16 protein-coding genes and 2 pseudogenes are annotated in these 20,337 nt (G+C 52.0%); 11 read left to right on the top strand and 7 right to left on the bottom strand.

Annotated elements, in window-relative coordinates:
- On the top strand, window positions 1–1,503 hold a 1,503-nt coding region (locus H6F43_RS06120), incomplete at its 5' end, for an NAD(P)/FAD-dependent oxidoreductase (RefSeq protein ID WP_190341693.1).
- Window positions 1,504–1,648: 145 nt separating this feature from the next.
- Here the strand turns inward: H6F43_RS06120 and H6F43_RS06125 are convergent.
- Window positions 1,649–2,530 (bottom strand): AraC family transcriptional regulator, encoded by an 882-nt coding sequence (locus tag H6F43_RS06125; protein WP_190341695.1) that lies wholly within the window; start codon window positions 2,528–2,530, stop codon window positions 1,649–1,651.
- Window positions 2,531–2,692: 162 nt separating this feature from the next.
- Here H6F43_RS06125 and H6F43_RS06130 point away from each other — a divergent pair, with 162 nt between their 5' ends.
- From H6F43_RS06130 to H6F43_RS06140, 3 genes and pseudogenes are all read left to right on the top strand, one after another.
- Window positions 2,693–3,355 carry an FMN-dependent NADH-azoreductase gene (locus H6F43_RS06130; protein ID WP_190341696.1) on the top strand — a complete coding sequence of 221 codons (663 nt, stop codon included), beginning with the start codon at window positions 2,693–2,695 and terminating at the stop codon, window positions 3,353–3,355.
- 72 nt (window positions 3,356–3,427) lie between these two features.
- Window positions 3,428–3,814, top strand: a complete 387-nt coding sequence (locus tag H6F43_RS06135) for a nuclear transport factor 2 family protein (RefSeq protein WP_190341697.1) — start codon at window positions 3,428–3,430, stop codon at window positions 3,812–3,814.
- 154 nt (window positions 3,815–3,968) lie between these two features.
- Window positions 3,969–4,457, top strand: a pseudogene (locus H6F43_RS06140) (anthrone oxygenase family protein).
- A 181-nt stretch (window positions 4,458–4,638) separates the two neighbouring features.
- On the opposite strand, the gene H6F43_RS06145 reads toward H6F43_RS06140, so the two are convergent.
- Complete coding sequence (locus H6F43_RS06145; RefSeq protein ID WP_190341698.1) at window positions 4,639–4,998, bottom strand: helix-turn-helix domain-containing protein; 360 nt, start codon at window positions 4,996–4,998, stop codon at window positions 4,639–4,641.
- A 257-nt stretch (window positions 4,999–5,255) separates the two neighbouring features.
- Here H6F43_RS06145 and H6F43_RS06150 point away from each other — a divergent pair, with 257 nt between their 5' ends.
- Window positions 5,256–6,152 carry an NmrA family NAD(P)-binding protein gene (locus tag H6F43_RS06150; protein ID WP_190341699.1) on the top strand — a complete coding sequence of 299 codons (897 nt, stop codon included), beginning with the start codon at window positions 5,256–5,258 and terminating at the stop codon, window positions 6,150–6,152.
- 10 nt (window positions 6,153–6,162) lie between these two features.
- On the opposite strand, the gene H6F43_RS06155 is transcribed toward H6F43_RS06150, so the two are convergent.
- A complete protein-coding gene (locus H6F43_RS06155) occupies window positions 6,163–8,049 on the bottom strand; it encodes a tetratricopeptide repeat protein (RefSeq protein ID WP_190341700.1) in 1,887 nt (628 codons plus the stop codon).
- A 179-nt stretch (window positions 8,050–8,228) separates the two neighbouring features.
- Here H6F43_RS06155 and H6F43_RS06160 point away from each other — a divergent pair, with 179 nt between their 5' ends.
- Window positions 8,229–8,786, top strand: a complete 558-nt coding sequence (locus tag H6F43_RS06160) for a porin family protein (RefSeq protein WP_242025375.1) — start codon at window positions 8,229–8,231, stop codon at window positions 8,784–8,786.
- Window positions 8,787–8,903: 117 nt separating this feature from the next.
- Here the strand turns inward: H6F43_RS06160 and H6F43_RS06165 are convergent, their stop codons facing one another.
- Entirely contained in the window at window positions 8,904–9,251 is a 348-nt protein-coding gene (locus H6F43_RS06165) for a hypothetical protein (RefSeq protein WP_242025377.1), read from the bottom strand.
- 278 nt (window positions 9,252–9,529) lie between these two features.
- Here H6F43_RS06165 and H6F43_RS06170 point away from each other — a divergent pair, with 278 nt between their 5' ends.
- Window positions 9,530–10,057 (top strand): type IV pilin-like G/H family protein, encoded by a 528-nt coding sequence (locus H6F43_RS06170; protein ID WP_190341702.1) that lies wholly within the window; start codon window positions 9,530–9,532, stop codon window positions 10,055–10,057.
- Between the two features lie 284 nt (window positions 10,058–10,341).
- On the opposite strand, the gene H6F43_RS06175 is transcribed toward H6F43_RS06170, so the two are convergent.
- Window positions 10,342–13,098 carry a hypothetical protein gene (locus tag H6F43_RS06175; RefSeq protein ID WP_190341704.1) on the bottom strand — a complete coding sequence of 919 codons (2,757 nt, stop codon included), beginning with the start codon at window positions 13,096–13,098 and terminating at the stop codon, window positions 10,342–10,344.
- Window positions 13,099–13,265: 167 nt separating this feature from the next.
- Here H6F43_RS06175 and H6F43_RS06180 point away from each other — a divergent pair, with 167 nt between their 5' ends.
- From H6F43_RS06180 to H6F43_RS06190, 3 genes are all read left to right on the top strand, one after another.
- On the top strand, window positions 13,266–13,919 hold the full coding sequence (locus tag H6F43_RS06180) for a phosphoribosylanthranilate isomerase (protein WP_190341718.1): 654 nt from the start codon (window positions 13,266–13,268) through the stop codon (window positions 13,917–13,919).
- A gap of 281 nt (window positions 13,920–14,200) precedes the next feature.
- Window positions 14,201–15,148: a trypsin-like peptidase domain-containing protein gene (locus tag H6F43_RS06185; RefSeq protein WP_190341706.1), complete on the top strand. Its 948-nt coding sequence runs from the start codon at window positions 14,201–14,203 to the stop codon at window positions 15,146–15,148.
- 532 nt (window positions 15,149–15,680) lie between these two features.
- Entirely contained in the window at window positions 15,681–16,007 is a 327-nt protein-coding gene (locus tag H6F43_RS06190) for a hypothetical protein (RefSeq protein WP_190341708.1), read from the top strand.
- Between the two features lie 26 nt (window positions 16,008–16,033).
- On the opposite strand, the gene H6F43_RS06195 is transcribed toward H6F43_RS06190, so the two are convergent.
- Complete coding sequence (locus tag H6F43_RS06195) at window positions 16,034–16,735, bottom strand: Crp/Fnr family transcriptional regulator (RefSeq protein ID WP_190341710.1); 702 nt, start codon at window positions 16,733–16,735, stop codon at window positions 16,034–16,036.
- 470 nt (window positions 16,736–17,205) lie between these two features.
- Here H6F43_RS06195 and H6F43_RS06200 point away from each other — a divergent pair, with 470 nt between their 5' ends.
- Window positions 17,206–20,079 carry a hypothetical protein gene (locus H6F43_RS06200; RefSeq protein ID WP_190341712.1) on the top strand — a complete coding sequence of 958 codons (2,874 nt, stop codon included), beginning with the start codon at window positions 17,206–17,208 and terminating at the stop codon, window positions 20,077–20,079.
- A gap of 21 nt (window positions 20,080–20,100) precedes the next feature.
- Here the strand turns inward: H6F43_RS06200 and H6F43_RS06205 are convergent.
- Window positions 20,101–20,337: pseudogene (locus tag H6F43_RS06205) on the bottom strand (hypothetical protein); the annotation flags it as partial.

Consider the following 20,337-nt stretch of genomic DNA (forward strand, 5'->3'; position numbering starts at 1 on the left):
ACCATCTTCAAGCGTAGCCACGATGCCCGTAAGAAAGGAGAGATCACGCTTGTTTACATTGTGGATGTGGAGACTACGCAGGAAAAGTCTCTGCTGCAACGCCTGAAAAAAGATCCTCACGTCATGTCAACGCCAGATATGAGCTACCGTCTGGTGGCGCACGCTCCCAACAATCTGGCTAATCGTCCGATCGTCATTGGTACAGGTCCCTGCGGCATGTTTGCCGGACTGCTACTGGCGCAAATGGGGTTTCGTCCCCTGTTATTAGAGCGTGGGAAAGCCGTGCGCGATCGCACCGCAGACACCTTTGCCTTCTGGAAAAAGAAAGACAGCCTGAACCCAGAATCCAACGCGCAGTTTGGTGAAGGCGGCGCGGGCACCTTTTCGGATGGCAAGCTTTACAGTCAGGTAAGAGATTCCAACCATTACGGACGCAAGGTGCTGAACGAGTTGGTCAATTCTGGAGCCTCACCGGAGATTCTCTACGTCAATAAGCCGCATATCGGCACCTTCAAGCTGGTCGGCATCGTCCAAAGCATGCGTGCCCGAATTGAAGCTCTCGGCGGCGAAATTCGCTTTCAAAGTCGAGTGACAGACATTCATATCGAGAAGGGGCAGGTGCAAGGCGTCACCCTGGCTAGCGGCGAATATATTGCCAGCCAGCATGTGGTGCTTGCAGTCGGTCATAGTGCCCGCGATACGTTTCAAATGTTGTTTGATCGCGGCGTTTACATCGAACCCAAGCCGTTTTCCATTGGCTTTCGGGTTGAGCATCCACAAACGCTGATTGATCGCTGTCGGTTTGGCGATCAGGCAGGTCACAAACTGCTAGGCGCTGCGGATTATAAGCTAGTCCATCACTGTCAGAATGGTCGTTCCGTCTATAGCTTTTGTATGTGTCCCGGTGGTTTGGTTGTCGCCGCTACGTCCGAACCGGGACGGGTTGTCACCAACGGCATGAGCCAGTACTCACGCAACGAGCGCAACGCGAACAGTGCGATCGTGGTCGGCATCACCCCTGATGACTATCCGGGGCATCCGCTAGCCGGGATTGCCCTGCAGCGGCATTTGGAAGAACGAGCCTTTGAGCTAGGCGGCAGCACCTACAACGCTCCGGGGCAGCTTGTCGGAGACTTTCTGGCCGATCGTCCGTCTCATGCCTTTGGCTCTGTGCTACCGTCTTACGCGCCGGGAGTGCATTTGGGTGACTTGAGTACGAGCTTGCCCGACTACGCGATCGCGGCTATTCGTGAGGCACTACCCGCCTTCGACAAACAGATTAACGGCTTTGCCATGTCCGATGCCGTGTTAACCGGGGTCGAAACGCGCACCTCATCTCCCATTCGCATTAAGCGCAACGAAGAGTATCAAAGCCTAAATACTAGCGGTCTTTACCCTGCGGGTGAGGGTGCTGGTTATGCAGGCGGCATTCTTTCCGCAGGCATTGACGGCATCAAGGTCGCAGAAGCCGTTGCGTTGAATATCGCACGATCGACTGCGTAGCAGCTATCTGCTATCAGCAGACGATCGCATAGTTTGAAGGCGGCTTTTCATCAAAAGCGCGATCGGCAGTTGCAGCGGCAGACCTAAACTTACTTCTCGCGCAGCGAGTATTCCGAACTCCGAATTACGAACTCCGAACTCCGAATTACGAATTGGTACAATTCAGCCTGTACGCTTTCGGCGTCACACCTGTGAATTGCCGAAACTGTTTGGTCAAATGGCTATGGCTGTTGAAGCCGCACAGGAAGGCAATGTCCATAATTGATCGGTCCGTCTGCTTCAACAACTGTTTTGCCCGTTCTATCCGCTGCTGGAGCAGGTATTGGTAGGGGGCTGTTCCGATCGACTGCTTAAACAGATGACTGAAATGAAATTGGCTCATGTCCAGCAGTGCAGCCAAATCCGCGAGCTTGATGTCTTGGTCTAAATGTTCATTAATGTATTCCAAGACCTGAATTGCCTGACGTTGAGGCAATCCGCCCTCGTAGCTTGAAGGGCGAGGTTTAGCAGCAGAATATTGCCTGAGCAGATGCACGGCTAAAACATTTGCCAGAGATTCAACATAGAGTCTTCCGCCTAAATTCTCGTTTAATTCAGAAAATAACATCAGTCCGATCGACTCAATGTGTGAATCACGGGTCCGAAATTCGGGAAGTAATTCCAGCTGATCGGGATCTTGGTTAATGGTTTCTCGGGCAACGTTTTGAATGAAACGAGATGCAATACGAATCTGCAAATAGTGATCATCTCCATCCCAACGGGCAAAAAACGGTGTCTTTGCAGGGGTGATGGAAATATCTCCTTTCCCGTACAGCCCTGTATGAGTTTTGCCTCCCTTAATTTGCAGCAAGCGCACCGGACGAGATGCAAGAGAGAGGCAGATCATATGTTCGCTGGTGTAATGGGTTCTCCCCTCTCCAGACGGGTGTTGGAATTGCTCAACCAGAATGTTTTCCCAACCCTGGTTTCGACTAGACAAAATGGGTGAGCAGGTCGGTTCAGGTTGATGGTCGCATGAAGCCTTCATGATACAAACCCAATTCGTCTCGTTCCGATTGTATTCACTTTGCGGTAACTCCTGCCAAAAAGCCTGAAAACCGATCGCAAGATTTTGATAGTCACACAGGAATTAGACAGCTAGATATGAGGCATTTCCCTAAGCTGAGATAGTTATGGATCAGGAGAAACTATGGCACATCTATTACACATCGATTCCAGTCCCCGTGGTGAACGATCGCACTCTCGCAGACTCACCCGAGAATTTGTTGAGGCTTGGAAGCAGGCTCATCCGACTGATAGCGTCACGTATCGGGATGTAGGTCGCAATCCCGTTCCCCATGTGGATGAACCGTGGATTGCTGGAGCCTATGCACCCTTGGAGCAACGAACTCCTGAGGCTCAGGCAGCGATCGGCATTAGCGATCAGTTGGTGGATGAGTTTTTAGCGGCGGATCTCTACGTCATTGGCATTCCTATGTACAATTTCAGCGTTCCCAGCACGTTTAAAGCGTACATTGACCAGATTGTGCGTGCAGGGCGAACCTTTGTGTTTGAGCCAGAAGATGCTACAAATCCTTACAAACCGTTGGTATTGGGTAAGAAAATGGTTGTCATCACAGCGCGTGGTGATTCTGGCTTTGGACCGGGTGAACGCAACGAAAAGATGAATTATCAAGACCCTTATGTAAGAACGGTCTTTGGATTTATTGGCATCACCGACATCACCTTTATTCCTGTTGAGAACGATGAGTTTGGTGGCACCAGTTTGGCACAGTCGATCGCCAATGCTCGCACCCAAGTCGCTCAATTAGTGGGAGCATTAGCAATGCAGCATCCGATCGTTCAACCATAGAGTTAGATAGCTTGAGTTACTCATTAAGTTAGTACTAGCCAGCGCAAACAAGAGTGCCTGTAACAGCTACAGATGACAAATCTTGAAATTATTCAGGAGCTATACAGAGCTTTCCGCGAGAAGGATTACGATACTTTCTTGCACATTTGCACTCCTGACCTAGAATGGATTCAAAATGAAGGTTTTCCGCAAGGTGCAACTTACCAAGGTGCCGCATCAGTGGTTGAAGGAGTCTTCAAGTTTAATGATGAACGGTGGGAAAAATTTTCGTTCCGCATCGATCGGTACCTTGATGCGGGAAATTCTGTGATTGTCATTGGAGCTTATGTTGGTTGCGATCGACAAACGCAGAAGTCATTTTGTGCTGCTGCCGCACACGTTTACGATCTTATTGATAGTAAGGTCTGCCGTTTTCGAATGTTTGCTGATACGAAGACGATTTGGGATACTATGGTCTGATAAAGCTTGCGGATGCAGTTGGTGAACGAACCGTTCGCTAATTGTTTCGCAATCTAACAAGTCGCTGCAATACATTTTATAAATAGAATTGGCTAACTGACCAAGGTTATCTGTATTCGATCAATCTGTTGAGCAGTAATTTGCAGGAGGCTTTATGGAAACGGTTGACGACTGGCTTTTCGCATTGAAGCTTTTCTCAGCACTTGGCTGCGGGCTAATAGCCGGAGTTTTCTTCGCCTTCTCAGCCTTCGTGATGAACGCCCTCGCCCGACTCCAGCCAGCGCAGGGCATTGCCGCTATGCAATCCATCAATATCACGGTGATCAATCCATTGTTTATGACAGCGTTTCTTGGAACCGCCGCCGCTTGCCTCGTTCTGAGTGTCTTCTCGCTGCTCAGATGGCATCAACCCGGTTCTGCCTATCTGCTTGTCGGCAGTCTGCTTTACTTCATTGGCACTCTTCTGGTGACGATCGTGCTCAATGTGCCGCTGAATGATGCGCTAGCGATCGTCCAACCAGACAGCGCTGAAGGCGCGAGCTTCTGAACCAACTACCTTGCCAATTGGACAATTTGGAACCATGTCCGGACGGTCGCAGCACTGGCAGCAGCGGCATTGCTCACGATCGCGATCGGTAGTTGAGCCGCGAAATAGAAATGAATAATTTGCGTTTTCACAAAGCAGTGCTGGTTCTGTACTAGCATTGCTTCTCGCTCAAATTAAGGAAACGCTTACTCGACCCAATCAGGAACTTCCATTGCGAAGTCGATCGATCGTCTTCACTTGCAGTTATCTTCATTTCCTCACGGCTGAAATAGATTCTTTAGACGGCAGAAAGCGTTGAATTAGCATTGCGTAATCGCTCCTCCTGCAGCCGTAAATACTTCTCACTCCAATCGAGCATTGTTAGTAGAACAGGCTCTAGACTTAAACCCAGTTCTGTCAACGAATACTCCACTTTAGGAGGGACTTCTGGGTACACGGTGCGCTGCACAATTCCTGCATGCTCTAATTCTCGAAGTTGTAACGTTAGCATTCGTTCAGTTGCTTCAGGAACAAGGCGCTTCAACTCTCCATATCGTTTTGTTCCTTGAAACAACTGATAGAGAATAGGAAGTTTCCACTTTCCGCCAACCACATCAACGACCACCTCAATTGGGCACTGAAACTGCTCACGTTGCATCTGTCTAGCATCCTATACGCTACTTCTTGATAGTACCCTACAAAATTGTACGTACTTGAAATATTAGCAGGCTTCACTCACACTGATGATACACAAGATTCTTCAGGTAGGCGGTAAACAGCGTGCTCGTTAACCTTTAAGAATCTGTAAAATTTAAGATTTTGAGAAAGGCAAAGACAGAACAGCGTTTTGGCATTAACTCTGCTGTGCTCTCTGTCTGAACTCGGTCTTCTTCCTACGTAAGTGAGGTTTAAACCATGAGTAATTCTTCAGCGAAAATTCTTGTTTATGGGGCAACTGGAGCACAAGGTATCCCTGTTGTGCGAAAGCTATTGCAGAAAGGTTATGACGTGCGTGTGTTTGTTCGCGATCGTGATAAAGCGCATTCCTTGTTCTCTAACAATGTAGAAATTGCGGTAGGAACTCTTGAGAATCGAGAGAGTTTGAAGCAGGCAAATGAAGGGATCGATCGAGTATTTCTTGTTCTGCCGATGGAGTATCGGTTTGATGTAGCTACTGCTCAAGGCTACAACACAATTGATGCTGCTCGTGCTGCTGGAGTTAATCTTTTGGTATTCAATACCAGCACTTTCATTCCACAGCAAATTACCAATGCAGCAGCATTTGAAATCAAACGAAAGGTAGAACAGTATCTACATCAAAGTGGCGTACCGAATATCATCATGCGTCCGCCTATTTATATGGATAATTTGGCGGCTCCCTGGTCAGCTCCCAGCATTGTTCATCAAAGCAGCGTGGCTTACCCGTTGCCAAAAACTGTGAAGACTTCCTGGATTAGCTTAGACGATGCAGCATCGCTAGCCGTCGCAGCCTTAGAACGTCCAGAACTAGCGGGGACCGCGTTCGATATTGGTGGTCCTGAAGCGCTAAGTGGAGAAGAAATTGCTGAGCAATTTTTGCACGTGTTTCATCGCCCTTTCACCTATCAAGAAATCCCGATCGATGGGTTTGAGCAGGGCTTAAATCAGGCGTTTGGTGAACCCGTCGGAACAGAAATTGCCAATATTTACCGTTGGCGAGCAGTTCATCTAGAAGATGGGGCAGTGGATATGACTCCAGTGCTGCGGCAACTCCCTGTTCAGTTAACGACCTTTCAGCAGTGGATTCAAGCGGCTGATTGGGCTACCAATTAGATATTAGCGATTAAACATCGTCGCGGTCTGGGTTGCGGTAGCGATCGAGCAGCGTTGGCAAATGGTCATATCCATCAACGCCGATCGCGGCAATTAACTGGCGTCGCAGCGTTTCTAGCGTTGTTTGAAAAGCATCACCCATCTGCCCACGCAGCACGGTGAGCAGTCCCGCAGGCTGTTGCCACTCGCGCGAGGCGATCGCGTCCAGGTAGTACATGCCCAGACATCCCGCGTGAATTGCTTCAGGAAGCGATTGCAGCCGATAGTACGCCTCCGCCAAGTACGCTAAGTCAATTCCTTGAAGATAGAGGTCGCCTGCCATCTGAGCCGCTTTCAGGGCTTCTACCAGATACGTTGCAGCGGGTTGGGGTTGGTCTAGCACCAGATGCGCGATGCCCAAACTGTTGAATCCAAACGCTTGACTCTGATAATCGCCCAGATCGTCCGCTAGCGTCACGCCCTGCTGCAAATAGCCGATCGCAAACTCATACGCGTCGGGGTCAGCCTGTTCGCGCTGGTGTGCCTGAAGCACTTCGCCGTACCCTAAGTTAACGAGCGCGTTCGCCTCACCCTGACGATCGCCCGTCTGACGGCTTAGGATCAGAGCGCGCTGGCTGTAGGCGACCGCTTCGGCATAGCGCTTCTGCATGGCGTACGTGCGACTGAGGTGATTGAGGTTGGCAATTTCGCAGGGGCGATCCTCCGCTTCGGCTGCCAACTCTCTGGCAATATTGTGGAATTCGATCGCGCGATCAAGCTGTCCTTGCGCCCGTTCAGAGGAGCCAATCAGCGTTAGGATTCGCGCCTTCTCCTGCGTAGCATCTGCCCGCTTCAGTGGCTCATTCAGGTAATCTACCACGCTGCGCAGTTGGCTACCCGGAAACGACGCATAGACGCCGCCGTAGAGCGGAAAGTACGATCGCTGCGAGAACACCCGCAGAATTTGCAGCGTAATTTGGAAGGCACTTCCGGCAAAGCGATCGCGATGAAAGGAGTTCAATTGGGTCGCTTGCTCAAAGCCACGCGCTAGCTGGGACCAGACGATCGCAAACATCAAAAACGACGAAATCGAAAGCTTTGTGCCCATCTTGGAATCGTAGACGTGCTGATCAAACCAGGCAACTAACCCCTGCTGGAGAGAGTGCAACACCAGCGCTAGTTCCACCCAAGTTGCGACGTCTATCGTCGGCTGCTGCTCGATAAATTCAACAGGCGATCGATTCAGCGACAGAGTTTGAAACAAATTCACCAGTAGCGGATTGCTTAGCTGTTTTGCCCAAGTGGTCCAGGGATTACGCTGTCCCGCTATACCACCAAAGCCAAGCTGCTCCTGCTCGTAGATCCAACTCACCAGATGGTCCTGCAAGCGGCTCGAAGACTCCAGACCGTGAGTAATACCTTCAACAAGCTGCTGCACATCCTCCTGCAAGTCGCAGTCCGAACTCAGCGCCGCTGACTGTTGCAGCATGGCGGCAAGCGATTTGAGTTGGGCAGCGCTCATCGGAGCGCGATTGGGATCGATCGCCTGTACAAATACCGCTAAGCGTTGAGCAGGGTCCACAACGATCAGGTGCTGTGCTGTCGCAGAGATGGCAGCAGATGCCTGATTTTGCGTTTGCCAGCGCGTCCACTCACCCTGAATTGTTTGCAGCGCTCGTAAACTGCGGGTGGCTTTTGCCTGTCGAAATTCGTTCGTTTCCGTGTCTGCCTGCTGCTGAAGATGAGTGAGGCGATCGTGCAGCGATCGCTCAAACAATTCACCTGTTCCCACTTGCACTCCATCCACAAGCAGGCGATAGACCTGCTCTTTTGAGCGAATGTTGCCCTTTAAGGTGGATTGAATGATTTGGTCAATCAGATCGACATAGCGATCGTATAGCGAAGAAGAGTCTGCCATACTAATAGAATAGCGAGAGAAATTAAATCTAAGCGTCGTTTCACTTAGTTAAGTTATCAAGAGCTCGGCTTCTCAATTTCCAGTTGCCCAATCTGAAAAAAACGGTCAATTCTGGCAATTTGGATTAAATTGAATTACAGTCGCGCCCTTGCTGCCAAATGTCAAGGAGTAGAAGCATTATGCAATCGTCCAAGCCGTTTCAAATTAACAAGATCACCACAGCGCTGCGGCAGTGGGGGCTAGGAGTTTTAGGTGGAACGACGATCGCTGCCGGATTAAGCGTGCTGTCTCCCACATCGGCAAGCGCTCAAGCTGCCTATGGCAGCTACGTTGGAATTGGTCCATCCTTCGGACTAACCAGCGGCAGAGATGGGGGAGAGCCAAGCCGGACTACAGGCGTATTAGCTGCTCGCTACAAGCTTCTGACACTTCCCGTCTCCGTTCGCGGACAAGTTCTATTTGGCAACAGCACTGCGATCGTGCCTACGGTGTCCTACGACATTCCGCTGTCTTGGCGTGCCGATGCCTACATTGGCGCGGGAGCCTCGATCGTCACTGGCGACAGTACAACTCCCGTGGGCAACAAAACAAGCTTTGTGCTGCAACCTGGGGTAGACTACGCGCTACCAAACAGTAACTTTATCGTGTTCGGCAACGCAATTATTGCCTTCGACGCCTACCGGAGAGGCGGGAATACTGCCGTTTCAGTCCAGGGTGGCGTCGGTATCCGCTTTTAATAGCCGTTAGCCATTAGCGATTAAGCATTCTGCTTAACTGACCCCTCTTGTGCAGGTTGGCTAAACAACGTGCAAGCTGCCTCTAGCTTCACATCGATGGATAACGGCTATGCATATTTAGTCCTCAAGAGGAACTCGCTTTCCGCTCTCGTCTTCGTAGTACATCGGTGGCTCAACTGCGAAGTTGTCGATTTGTCCCGACTCGCTAATTACGTAGCCATCAGTAGTCTTAAGGTCAGTTCCTTCTTCCTGCTCAGCGGCAGCTGCAATCTGTTTCTCGTTCAGTCCTACGTCTACGTTGGAAGGAATTCGTTCATCGGGCGGATTCACATCGGTTGATTGCGCCGTCTGTACTGCCCACTGATCGCCAGCAGTTCCTTTACCAAACTCAGGCTGGTGAATTTTATCGTCAGGCTGATGAATCTTATCGTCTGTGCTCATGGTTTCGTCTCCATTTTTATTCATATCGCTTTCCCTGACCTTATCTCAAGCGATCCCGCTCTCGATTCCCTCGATGGAGTTAGATTTCGTTGCACAGGAGAAAGAGACGAGGAACGTTAGCTGTTATGCGGATTTGGTACTTTTTGCAACCGTAATAACCAAAATTTGTTGTTCATAAAGACACCGTAAGATTTGGGGCACGATCAGTGCTTTTCCCTGGTTTCTACTGAGAAGTTTGTAGAACGTAGCATCAGGTCAGCATCGATCGTCGTCCGTATTAAGAAAATTTTTTAGGAGTCGCTGTGAACACAATACGGGTCGTGGCACTGCTGCGGGCTTGTCGGCGCAGAGAAACGGGATTTACCCTACTCGAGGTAACAATTACGCTGGTCATTGGAGGAATTTTAGCGGCGATCGCCTATCCATCGTTTCTGGATCAGGCAAACAAAGCTAAGCAGGCAGAGGCAAAGACCTACGTGGGCAGCATGAATCGTGCTCAGCAGGCGCATCTGTTAGAGCACTCCCGCTTTGCTAGCAGCTTGGGAGATCTGGGTCTAGATATTACCCAACAGACCATCAACTACCGCTACGGCACGAATACGGGACCGGACGATCGCGTTTACGCTGTTCAGTTTGCTCAGTCGCTTAGCCCTACTCTAAAGCCTTTCTCCGGCATTACAGCAGTTGTCCAAAGCGGTAGCGATGCGGCAGTGGTAACGCTGCTGTGTGAATCTGACGCCAAGGCAGCAGGTAAAGCACCTGCACCACGGTACGACTCAGCCGATCGATCGATCGCGTGTGCAACTGGCTCCCGTGAAATGGCTCAGTAAGGCAAAGTATTCAAGCAGGGCTTTAGGGCAAACGCATCTAAATTGCTGGCAAGAACATATAGCAAGACTGTTGCTGTATTATCAACTCTCTAAATTCCAGCGACCGAACCACTGACGAAATTGAGCTTCTGCAATTCCGAATTCCGAATTAGTACAATTGGGCAGCTTTAGGTTTCTGGCGTAAACGCAGAGCTAAGAGCGAGATTTAGGACCGATGCTTGAGTTTAGAGTTAGGCACGCTCTCCCAAGGAATTTTTAGAAGATCTAATTCGTGGTGTGTGCCATTAGGGAATTGGAAAGATACTTAAACCGCCCACGGCGATCGCTCCGGCGAGGGCAGCCGTCAGCGCCGAGGAAAGCGCTGTGCTGAAAAGCCACCAAGCCGCGATGGCGATCGCGCTACGAGCGTCGCTTGCTTGCTGCTGCGCCTGCTGTTTAAGAGCATCCATGCGGCGGTTGGCGTCTTGCTGAAGCGCATTGGCTTGTTGCAGAACGCCCAGTCGAACGGCGTCGATGCGGTCTACCACCTCGTGAGCAAAGGACTCAGAAATGTCGTCCCGCGCTTTCAGCAGGGCGGTGATGGCGTCACGATTGGCGTCTTGCCAGCGATCGGTAATCGCGTCCCCCAAGGCTTCCAACTGGGTTTGCGGTTCAGCGAGAAGCTGTGACAGCTCGGATTTGAGGCGATCGTAGTCGAGTTCAGGTAGCTCGATTGCGCTAAGCGACTGGCGGAATTGGTCGAGCAGCGTGCTGAGAGCCGTTTGCGCCGCTTGCTGGAGCGTCTGTAGCTGCTCGACTAGCTGCTGGCGTGCGCCGTCTGCTTGGTCAAGGAGGTGCTGGACTTCTGCCTCGGTCAAATCGCTGCGTTGAGACAGCAATGAAGCAAGGTGGGTTCGATCGACCTGTGCTAGAAACGCCTGCGGCGATCGCTGGGCGATCGACTGGAATAACCGCTTCAGCGTCTCTGCGCCCTCGCCGATCAAGTCCTCACGATCGGCCTCGCGCAAATAGGACTCAATCACGTCAGGCTCCTCCTCCGCGATCACACGTCGTACGGCAACGCGACGCGGCGGTTTTTCTGTTGGAGCGTGGTCTGCGGCAGGCTTTACAATGAGGGATGGCCACAAACTCTCTAATTGATCAGCGACTTGGAGAATACGAGCGTGGCTCAGATTCTGTCGTGCCGTCAGCCACCCGATCACCGCCTCGCGATCGAACTCTGGCAGCGCGTATCGCAGCAGCACCGGATCAAGCTTGGTGTCTTTCAGCAGAGTTTTAAGCTGACGCTGGAGATTGCGAACAGTCAGTGTGTGATCGGGGTCGCGCACGTACTGTTCAAGACGCGACCAAATCTGCTGGACAGCGGACTGGCTCTGCGTTTGCAGATCGGAAAGGTCACTCAGTAGCCGATCGCGGGCAGTCGCCAACAATTTCCAGATGCGATCGCCCTCAGTCCCCAACCCAGCGTGAATCAGTGCCTCTGGTGTCAGAGCTTGTAGTCGATCGCGCCACTGCTCCAGCGGCAGATCCGTGGTTTGCAGCATCTGCTTGAGTTGACGTTTGATCGCAGCGGGTTTGAGGGTGGAAAGCTTCGCGGATTGCAGGTAGTCTGCTACCTCAGCCAGAAAGCGGTGAGACTCTGCATTGCCAGCGGTTTGCAGCGTTGCCAAAACCTCTTGGCGCACCGCTTCTAGGCGATCGGCAATCCGCTCAATTTTGGCGTTGCTCAAATCATCGCGCTGGCGCAGCAGGGAAACAAACGCATCTCGATTCAGCGGCTCAAGCTGGCGCAGCACCGCGATCGGATCGGCTTCCGGGTCCAAAAGCACGTCTTTGAACTCGATCTGAACCGTTTTACGAGTTAGATGCCACGGGTACGCCTGTAGCAAAAAGTCTTCAACATCGGTTTGTATCGGATTGAACGATCGGGGTTCTGATCCAGCAGGCGCGTCCTGAATGAATGCCTGAAGCTGCTGGATTACTTTGCTTACGTCAAGGTCGGAAAGGTCTACTCGCCGCCACACGGTCCGCGCAAGCTGCTGCATCATCTGCTTCGGCTGTATCTGTCCGCTCAAAGCCCCTTGCATCGTAGACGGCTCGGGGATACGCGAGAGGCGCGCGCTCAATTCCTCCGAAGTCAACTGCTCCGGTTGCGCAGACTGTAGGAACGTTGTTAGATCCGCGATCGGATCAGCCTCGCGTTCGCGCCACACGGTTTCAAGCTGCTCCACGATCTGGTGTACGTCCTGCTTCGAGAAATCAGTGCGGCTGGTAACAAGGTCCACGAGGGTCTGACGATCGAGTGTCAACAGTCCCTGCCGCGTCAACGACTGCAATTCCGAGCCGTTCAGCGCCTCGGCAAATTCGCGTCCGATCGCCTGCAAATCGGGTTTTGGCGGCTGCAACGTTTGCAGATACTCGTGCAGGCTGCGATCGAGCGAGCTCTGATCCTGACGAACGGCTTGGAGTTCTTGACGTAGCTCCTGTAAGCCGGACTGTGTAGCAGCAGCCTGCTCTTGAAGTGCGTCTGGCAGCGGACGATTTGGTTTTCCCCCCAGAACTGTCTTGACGCTGGTGATGAGTCCCTGTACGCCTGCCGTGAGGGTATTGGCGATCGATCCCAATAGCGATCCCACCGCGCTCGATCCAATCCACACAAGAATCAGGAAGTACCCAGACCAGATCACGATGCCGAGAATCGCGCCGATCGCCACGCTCGTTACTAAGCTTAGCTTTACGGCTAGGAAGCAGGCAATAAACAGCACCGTGTTGACGGTAAACAGCGTCCCTAAGCCAACCGCGGCGCCAATTTTGCCTGCGGTGCCGCTGCTGGACGATTGCTTGATCGGGTCCTCGATCGAGTCCCGCTCGATCGCCGCCTCACTTACCTTTGCTGAGGATCTGCCACGGAAGATTAGTCCCAGCGCCGTCATTCCTGCTGCTATACCAAAACTGGTCAGCAGTAGTTGAACCGCGAAGGCAATCATTAATCCAGTTGCCAGCGTAACGAGGACAGGAGAACCTGAAACAGCCGAGTTCATAGTGCCGCACCAACGCAACTAGCCCAGACAGGCTCAGTGCGTCTAGGCACAGTTCCAACCTAGCAACGTCGATCGTGCCACGCCCACTCTCGCAAGTGAGAACTTGAGCGCAGCCTGATTGATACACTTAGACAAACTGGCTGAACACAAGGCGCACTGTAATGAGGTTGGGCATCAAAATCTGTGGCATTACTCAAGTGGCGCAGGGACGATCGATCGCGGAGCTTGGAGCAACCGCGCTGGGGTTCATTTGCGTTCCAGGAACGCCTCGCTACTGTGCGCCAAAGCAAATTCAGGCGATCGTGGCAGAGTTGCCGCTGGATGCGGATGGACAGCCCGTGGTCGATCGCGTTGGCGTATTTCTGAATCAGCCGCTGGAAGATATTTATCAAACAGTAAGAGACTGTGACCTCAACGGCATTCAGCTACACGGTACCGAATCACCAGAGTTCTGCCAGCAGATCCGAACCGCGCTGCCCACCGTCAAGCTGATTAAGGCGCTGCGGGTGCGGAATGCAGAAGTGCTAACCGAAGCAAGCGACTATGTGGGGGCGATCGACGCCCTGTTGCTAGATGCTTATGATCCCAAGCTGCCTGGAGGCACGGGTAAAACCCTCGACTGGACAGCGCTTCAGCAGTTTCGACCCTTCTGTCCTTGGTTTTTGTCAGGGGGACTGACACCTGACAACGTTCTAGATGCGCTCCGCCTTGTTGTTCCCTATGGCATTGATTTGTCGAGCGGCGTGGAGCGTGCCCCTGGCGACAAAGATTTGCAGAAGGTTGCGCAATTATTTCGTAATCTGTGCTTTGAAAGCGATTAGTTTTTGAGCTGAATTACCCTGATTTCAAACTGTGTTTCCAACAAACTCTCTTATAAAAGCAAATATTACCCGCTAGGGTACTGTGGAGCCTGATTAGGTTTGCCACGATGGTGCAAGCAGAGATAGCGAAGGAGATTTAACTCCACTGCTACCAGGAAGCGTTGACTTCAGCTTAAGCCTTCATCTTTTGCCTGAATAGCGCGGAAAATCTGCGTCGAATTGATTCGACGGCAGAATCGTTTGAGCTTTTTTCAAGGTCAATCCTATCAGGAGAAATTACTATGTCTGATCACGAAAGCATTTCGTCAAATCTAGCCATTCAGCTTCAGCTACACGAATCAGTTTCTAGTGAGGGTAAGTCGTCTCCACCTGCCACACAACCCACCGATGCGCTGCTTGCAGCAGATTTTAAGGGAGTTGCAAGTAGTGGTGAAATCGAGCTGGTTCCTGGATTTAACCCAGCGAATGCGCTCCACGAACGTGCTGAGTCTGAACTGGTCGAACTAGATGGGGAACTTTCAGCTTTACCAGATGCTGCTACAACGGTTTATGAGCAGCAGGAAACGGTTTGCGGCAGCGACGATCGCGTACGGATTTCACCTGCAACCAACCTTCCTTGGCGCTGGATCTGCAAATTGTTTATTACTTTTCCTGACAATGCCCGATTTGTTGGAACTGGCTGGTTCATTGGTCCGCGTACGGTAATGACGGCTGGGCACTGCGTCTACAGCAAGGCAAATGGCGGTTGGGCACGATCAGTTGAAGTGGTTCCGGGCATGGATGGCGCATCCAGACCCTACGGATCTCAAGTGGGTACGCTATTTAGAAGCGTTAACGGCTGGATCAATGATGCCAAGCCAGACTTTGATTACGGAGCCATTATTCTTCCAGACAATTCGCTGGGGAATCGGGTTGGCTGGTTTGGATTTGCCTACATGCCGGATGATTCCCTGAAGAATCTTTTCGTGAATACCTCCGGCTATCCGGGTGACAAACCGACTGGAACTCAGTGGTTTAATGCTGGAACAATTACCGAAGTTTCCGAGCGTAGATTGTCCTACATGATCGATACGATCGGAGGGCAAAGTGGTAGCCCCGTTTGGCGTTTTCTTAATGGTGAACGTCATGCAGTTGGAGTCCACGCCTACGGTGGTTGCCCCAACAAAGCAACCCGAATTATTAAACCCGTGTTTGACAACATGATGGAGTGGAGAAATTTAGGTTTTTAGCTATTTGACTGACAAATCGTTTGCTCAAATCGCTGACAACCTCTCCCTAACCCTCTCCGTTGGGGGAGAGGTCTTCCGAAGGTTTGTCAGTCAATGAGGATTTTTAGACTGCTGCTGAAAACCCAATAGGGCAACAGAAATAACCTAGAGATAGCTATTTGCTATTAGCTCAATCAAATCTGTTGATTCAATTGAATTTTGAGTGCTGAGTCAGAAAGCGACTTAGCACTCAACTCCATACCGAATGAAACAAATTCTTCAACACCAAGTAGGCTGGAATGAACTGCGTTGTTTCAGTTAGTGAAACCAGAAACTAGCTTCTCGATCCCTCATGTTAAGACTAAATGACAGCCCCATTCTGTTTGCTAAGGTTCATCACCGTCTTTTAGAGGGAATTTCAAGGAAGGGTATCATGCACGCAAAACTGAAGCAGATTTGTTTAACTGGATTGGTTATTATCAGCCCCCTGATGATTGCTTGTCGATCGGGTCAACCTATTTCCTATGATGGGACAGATAAATCAATCTCTTTTATGAGTCAGTCTCCTTCCTACAACGGGGATCAATCCGTTTCATCGGACTCTACTAACGCTGCTCAGGAGCCGAAACCGATGTCAGCCAGTGAAGCAATAATGATTGAAGGCAAAATTGCTGAGGTTATGGAAACCTCACCTCCACAGTTGATTGTGGAAACCCGTACAGGTCGCTATCAAGTTGCCCTGCAGGCAGAAACCAGAATTGGACAAAAAGGTCGGGGAGTGGATGCTGGAACGCTGCGTCCTGGCTTAAACGTCCGAATTGAAGGTCGCTCTGGAGCCATTCAGTCAGCCATGACTGCTCGGACGATCGAAGTTGAATAATTGAGATTGAATAAGCGCGATCAACCTCAAATCATCAAGCGCTCCAGCGCGTGCGTATCAGGGATCGTCAGCGTATCTCGATCGCGCACGATCAAGCCCTTCTTCTCTAACTTGCTCAGCACCCGCGTTACAGTTTCTCGCGCCAATCCACTGAGGCTGCTGAGTTCGCGGTGCGGCAAGTTAGGGATTTCGGTTCCCTGATGGCTGCGCTTGCCCTGCCCATCCGCTAGAAACAGCAAAATATCTGCGACCCGTGAGGTGCTATCCGATTCTCGCAGCCGCAGCCGCCGATTCACCTGACGCAATCGCCGCGCCATCAGCTGTGCTAGTCGAATTCCAGACTGCGGCTCGGTATTCAGCAAGCTGACAAAATCTTGAGCGGGCATATTGCCAATGACAGTTGGAGCCAGGGTAATCACATCGGTCGATCGCGGCACTTCATCCAGCGGAGCCATTTCGCCAAATAATTCTCCCTTACCCAAGATATTTAGCGTGACTTCCTTGCCGTCCAGGTTGTAGGTGCGAATCTTGACCCAGCCGTTCAAAATGAAGTAAACAGAGCTACCCCAATCGTTCTCCAGCAGAATCACCTGGTTGGCAGGGTGGCTCCGCATCACGACATGAGCGGTGGCTTTCTCCACAGCCGTATCCGGCAACCCGTGAAAGAAGGGCGCAGCGCGGATTGAGATATCAGCCGTGGCATCTCGAGAGGGATAGCGATCGTCCATGAGGCTGTGTACCGTAAGGTGTGGATTCGGGGAAGGTGTGGATTTAGGGTAAACAATAATAGTTTATAGGTTCACGATTCTTTCCACCTGGCTCAGAGGGGTAAGCAACCCATTCACAACTGAACTCAGGACGTGTAAGGTCGTTAATATTCTGAGATATTGTCCCCTCTTTTCGTCCCTAGCGTACACTTTGTGGAGAATATAGGATTCAGGAGGTTTGATGCTAGAATCATTAGTCTCCAAAAACGCTCCTCAACGTTCGATACGATCGCTGATATCCTCAACGCATCCGGAGAGTCGCATTATTTGGGTGGGTCTGCTGACTTGCCAAGTAGCAGCGATTCAATTCGAGCCATTTTCGAGTTGGCTTGGCTAGCCGTCAGCTAAGCAACTGTCTCCGAGAGGCTGACTCCTGAACTGGAGCATGGAGATTCACTAGCTTTGCCACGTACTTACCCAAGGGCTACACTGTGACTTTTCCCAAGGACCAGATTCAAGCATTGATCGCTGAGATTGATGGCGTTCTGCAAAAGACGACTCCCCGACTGCCGTGGGTTATGTCTGGAGAAGCAACTCAGCAGCGACGCGTCCTCGAACGAGTGCGCAACTATCTTGTGGCGCAGCAGCGGCGTATGGTGGTCGAGAACTCAGGGCAGCCTCGTCCTGACTTGCTGGCTCACGATGTCCAATACCCGACTGCCCAATCTCCCTATTTGTCTGCGGCGCAGGACTACGGCTCCTCCGAGACAAACGCGCAGCAGATGTTGCAGGCAGTCGTACAAGAAATGGGCTACTTACGCTCTGGGGTAATGCAGCCTCTAGTCGCAGAACTCGATGCCCTTCGCCACCAGAAGGACACGCTGCTGCAAGAAATTCGGCAGCTAGAGGGACAGCGGCAGAGCTATGTGGCGGCGGCTCAACTGCCAAACCAGCAGCAGATGATCGCCGAGTTTTTACAGGTGCTAATGAGTCGGCTACAAGAATCACTGCCGCAGCAAATGGCACAGAGTTTGCAGGGAGTCTCTAATCCGTCGCTGCCCTACAGCGATCGACTGGCGGAGTTACCCGCCGCGATCGAGCAACCCTACTCAGATTCGGTGACAAACACGTCGCTGTCTTCCTCGGACCAACTCGTCGTGAACTTGGATGGCACGCTGCGAATTGTGTTTGAGGCACTCCAGCGGGACATCAAAGCGTATCAGGAATCGCTGGCTCAAGGGCTGGATCGAATGCACAGCTTGGGGCTTCAAGGCGAAATGATGTTCTCCGCGCTGATTAACCATCTGGCGCAGGCAGCAGGGCGTGAGGCGTCTTCGTACCTACAGGGGTCCGGGCAGCTATCTGAGTTAGAGCCCGCAACGCCACCCGCCGAACCAGAGACAGCTCAAACGGACGATCGCGCCCTCACGGCGGTTCCTACAGAGAGTGTCCCCGCTAACCGCTCCGATGATCTGGCCGCCAACCTGGAGTTTCCCTACGCAGGCATAGAGCTATCGCCTACACCTAGTCGCGTTGATTTGTCGGACCTGACTCGAAGCGAGGCGGACGATCGTTCAGCCCCGCTACCTAGCACAGAGATTACTGATATTGATGCTGCCTTAAAGCTGCTGGAGCAGTTGAATGCTCCGTACCAGGAAACTGTTGCGCCCGCTGATGCCGAAGCGCAGCTTAATCAAATTCTCAGCGACACGGCGCCTGGGGCAAGTGCATCAGTCGGTGGCTCTGTAGAAGCTGCTAGTGACGATCTCGATGAGTTCTATGAAAGCCTGTTTGGAACAGGGACGATCGCCCCAACTGCAGATAATGCCTCAGAGACGGAAGAGCCTGTAACCGATTCGCTCCAAGGCTGGGATACAGTGCCGCTGGCTGCTTCTGAACCGCCAGCAGATTCGGGTGAGGCCACGATGGAAGCGGATGTGTTCAGCGACCTGTTTGCTGAAATTGAACCCGATTCGATCGCGGCTCCCGCGAGCTCCTCAGCAGATTTGCCAACGCTGCTCATCGAGCCGGATGCGCCTATGGAAACAGCCGATTCAATGAGCAGGTTTGATCTGGTAGAGGCTCAGCCAGATGAAATTCGATCGCTGACGGATTTGTTTGAAGACGAGCCGATGCCTGTCGCTGCCAATACCGAGCCGCTGCCTCCTGCGTCCTCGATCGACGACGCGCTCACTCTGGAGGCGTTTGGGCAAGCGCTAGGGGCGGCTGAAGAGCCACCTCAGTCGCCTCGGGCCGATGCAACACCAGATCTCTACGTTCCTGCCTCTCCTGACGAGAACCTGCTTCCCAGCAACGATGTAGGCGAAGGGCCAATGCCAGTGTGGCTTGATGAATCTACGCTCAGTAGCCTTAGCGAAGACTTGTCAAGTTTGGAGGACGCTGGGCAGGCGAGCGTAGACGATCTGAACTTTCTGGACTGGTCGCTAAATTCGGCTGATGTACCTGATCTAAACTTACACGCCGATCTAGTAGATTCTTCTCTAGAAGACGCTGCAGCAGCGATACCAGCAACGAATCAAGATGCAGGTTCTACCTTCACGCTGGAAGGAATGGACGATCTGTTTGCTGATGTACCCTCTCCTGACTTACGCGTCGATCGAGCAGATTCTTCGCCAGAAGATGTTGCGACAACGAACCAGGATGCAGGTCCTACCTTCACGTTGGAAGGCATGGATGATTTGTTTGCTGATGTACCCTCTCCTGACTTACGCGTCGATCGAGCAGATCCTTCACCAGAAGATGTTGCGACAACGAACCAGGATGCAGGTCCTACCTTCACGTTGGAAGGCATGGACGATTTGTTTGCTGATGTACCCTCAACGAATGCACCATCGTCTGATCCCGTGGCCCCACTCACCAGCGAATCCGCAGCCTTCACGCTGGAGGGCATGGATGATTTGTTTACCGATGTACCAGCGGTGGCGGCGATTCCTGTTCCGCCTCCAGCAACTCCAGCTGAGCCAGTTGATTCGGCTAATTCCGCACTGACCCTGGAAGGCTTAAATGACTTGTTTGGCGATGCACCAGAGACAGAGGTGGCAGCGCCCGATGTGCCAGCAGACTCGATCGAGGTGCTAGTAGATTCGACGCCGGATTCTCCACCAGCAGAGCCCTTGGTAGTGCCAGTGGTTAACCCGCTTCCGTCTGATTCGTCTAACTTCACGATCGAGCGCATGGGGGACTTGTTTGTAGAAGTGCCAACCGCCGCTGCTACAGGTGTTGCAGAAAGCGCGCCCGACGAGAATCAGAGCGCATTTCGGTTAGAGCACCGCGGCGGTGTATTCGTGGAAATTCCAGTGGGATCACCTGCCTCTGTCAGCCAGACCCAAGAGCGATCGTCGTAAACCCGATTTCAACTGCTCAGCTCACTCGACTGAGTTCGACGATCGACGTGACTTGTAGCTGCGGCGGCGCATCAAGAATTCAGGCAGGTCAAGCTGTGCTCCTTGGCTTCGGGCAGCGGGAGTTAGCGACGCTGGACTGCTGAGGTCGATCGCGGACGGAGCAGCATCGAGGCTGGCTAAAAGGTCTACGATCTCGACGGGCAGATTTGGCAGGATGCGCTCCAGCACGTCTCTCAAGCGCTGGATCTGACTGCGGCT

This window comes from Leptolyngbya sp. FACHB-36 (assembly GCF_014695955.1).
GTDB lineage: Bacteria > Cyanobacteriota > Cyanobacteriia > Leptolyngbyales > Leptolyngbyaceae > FACHB-36.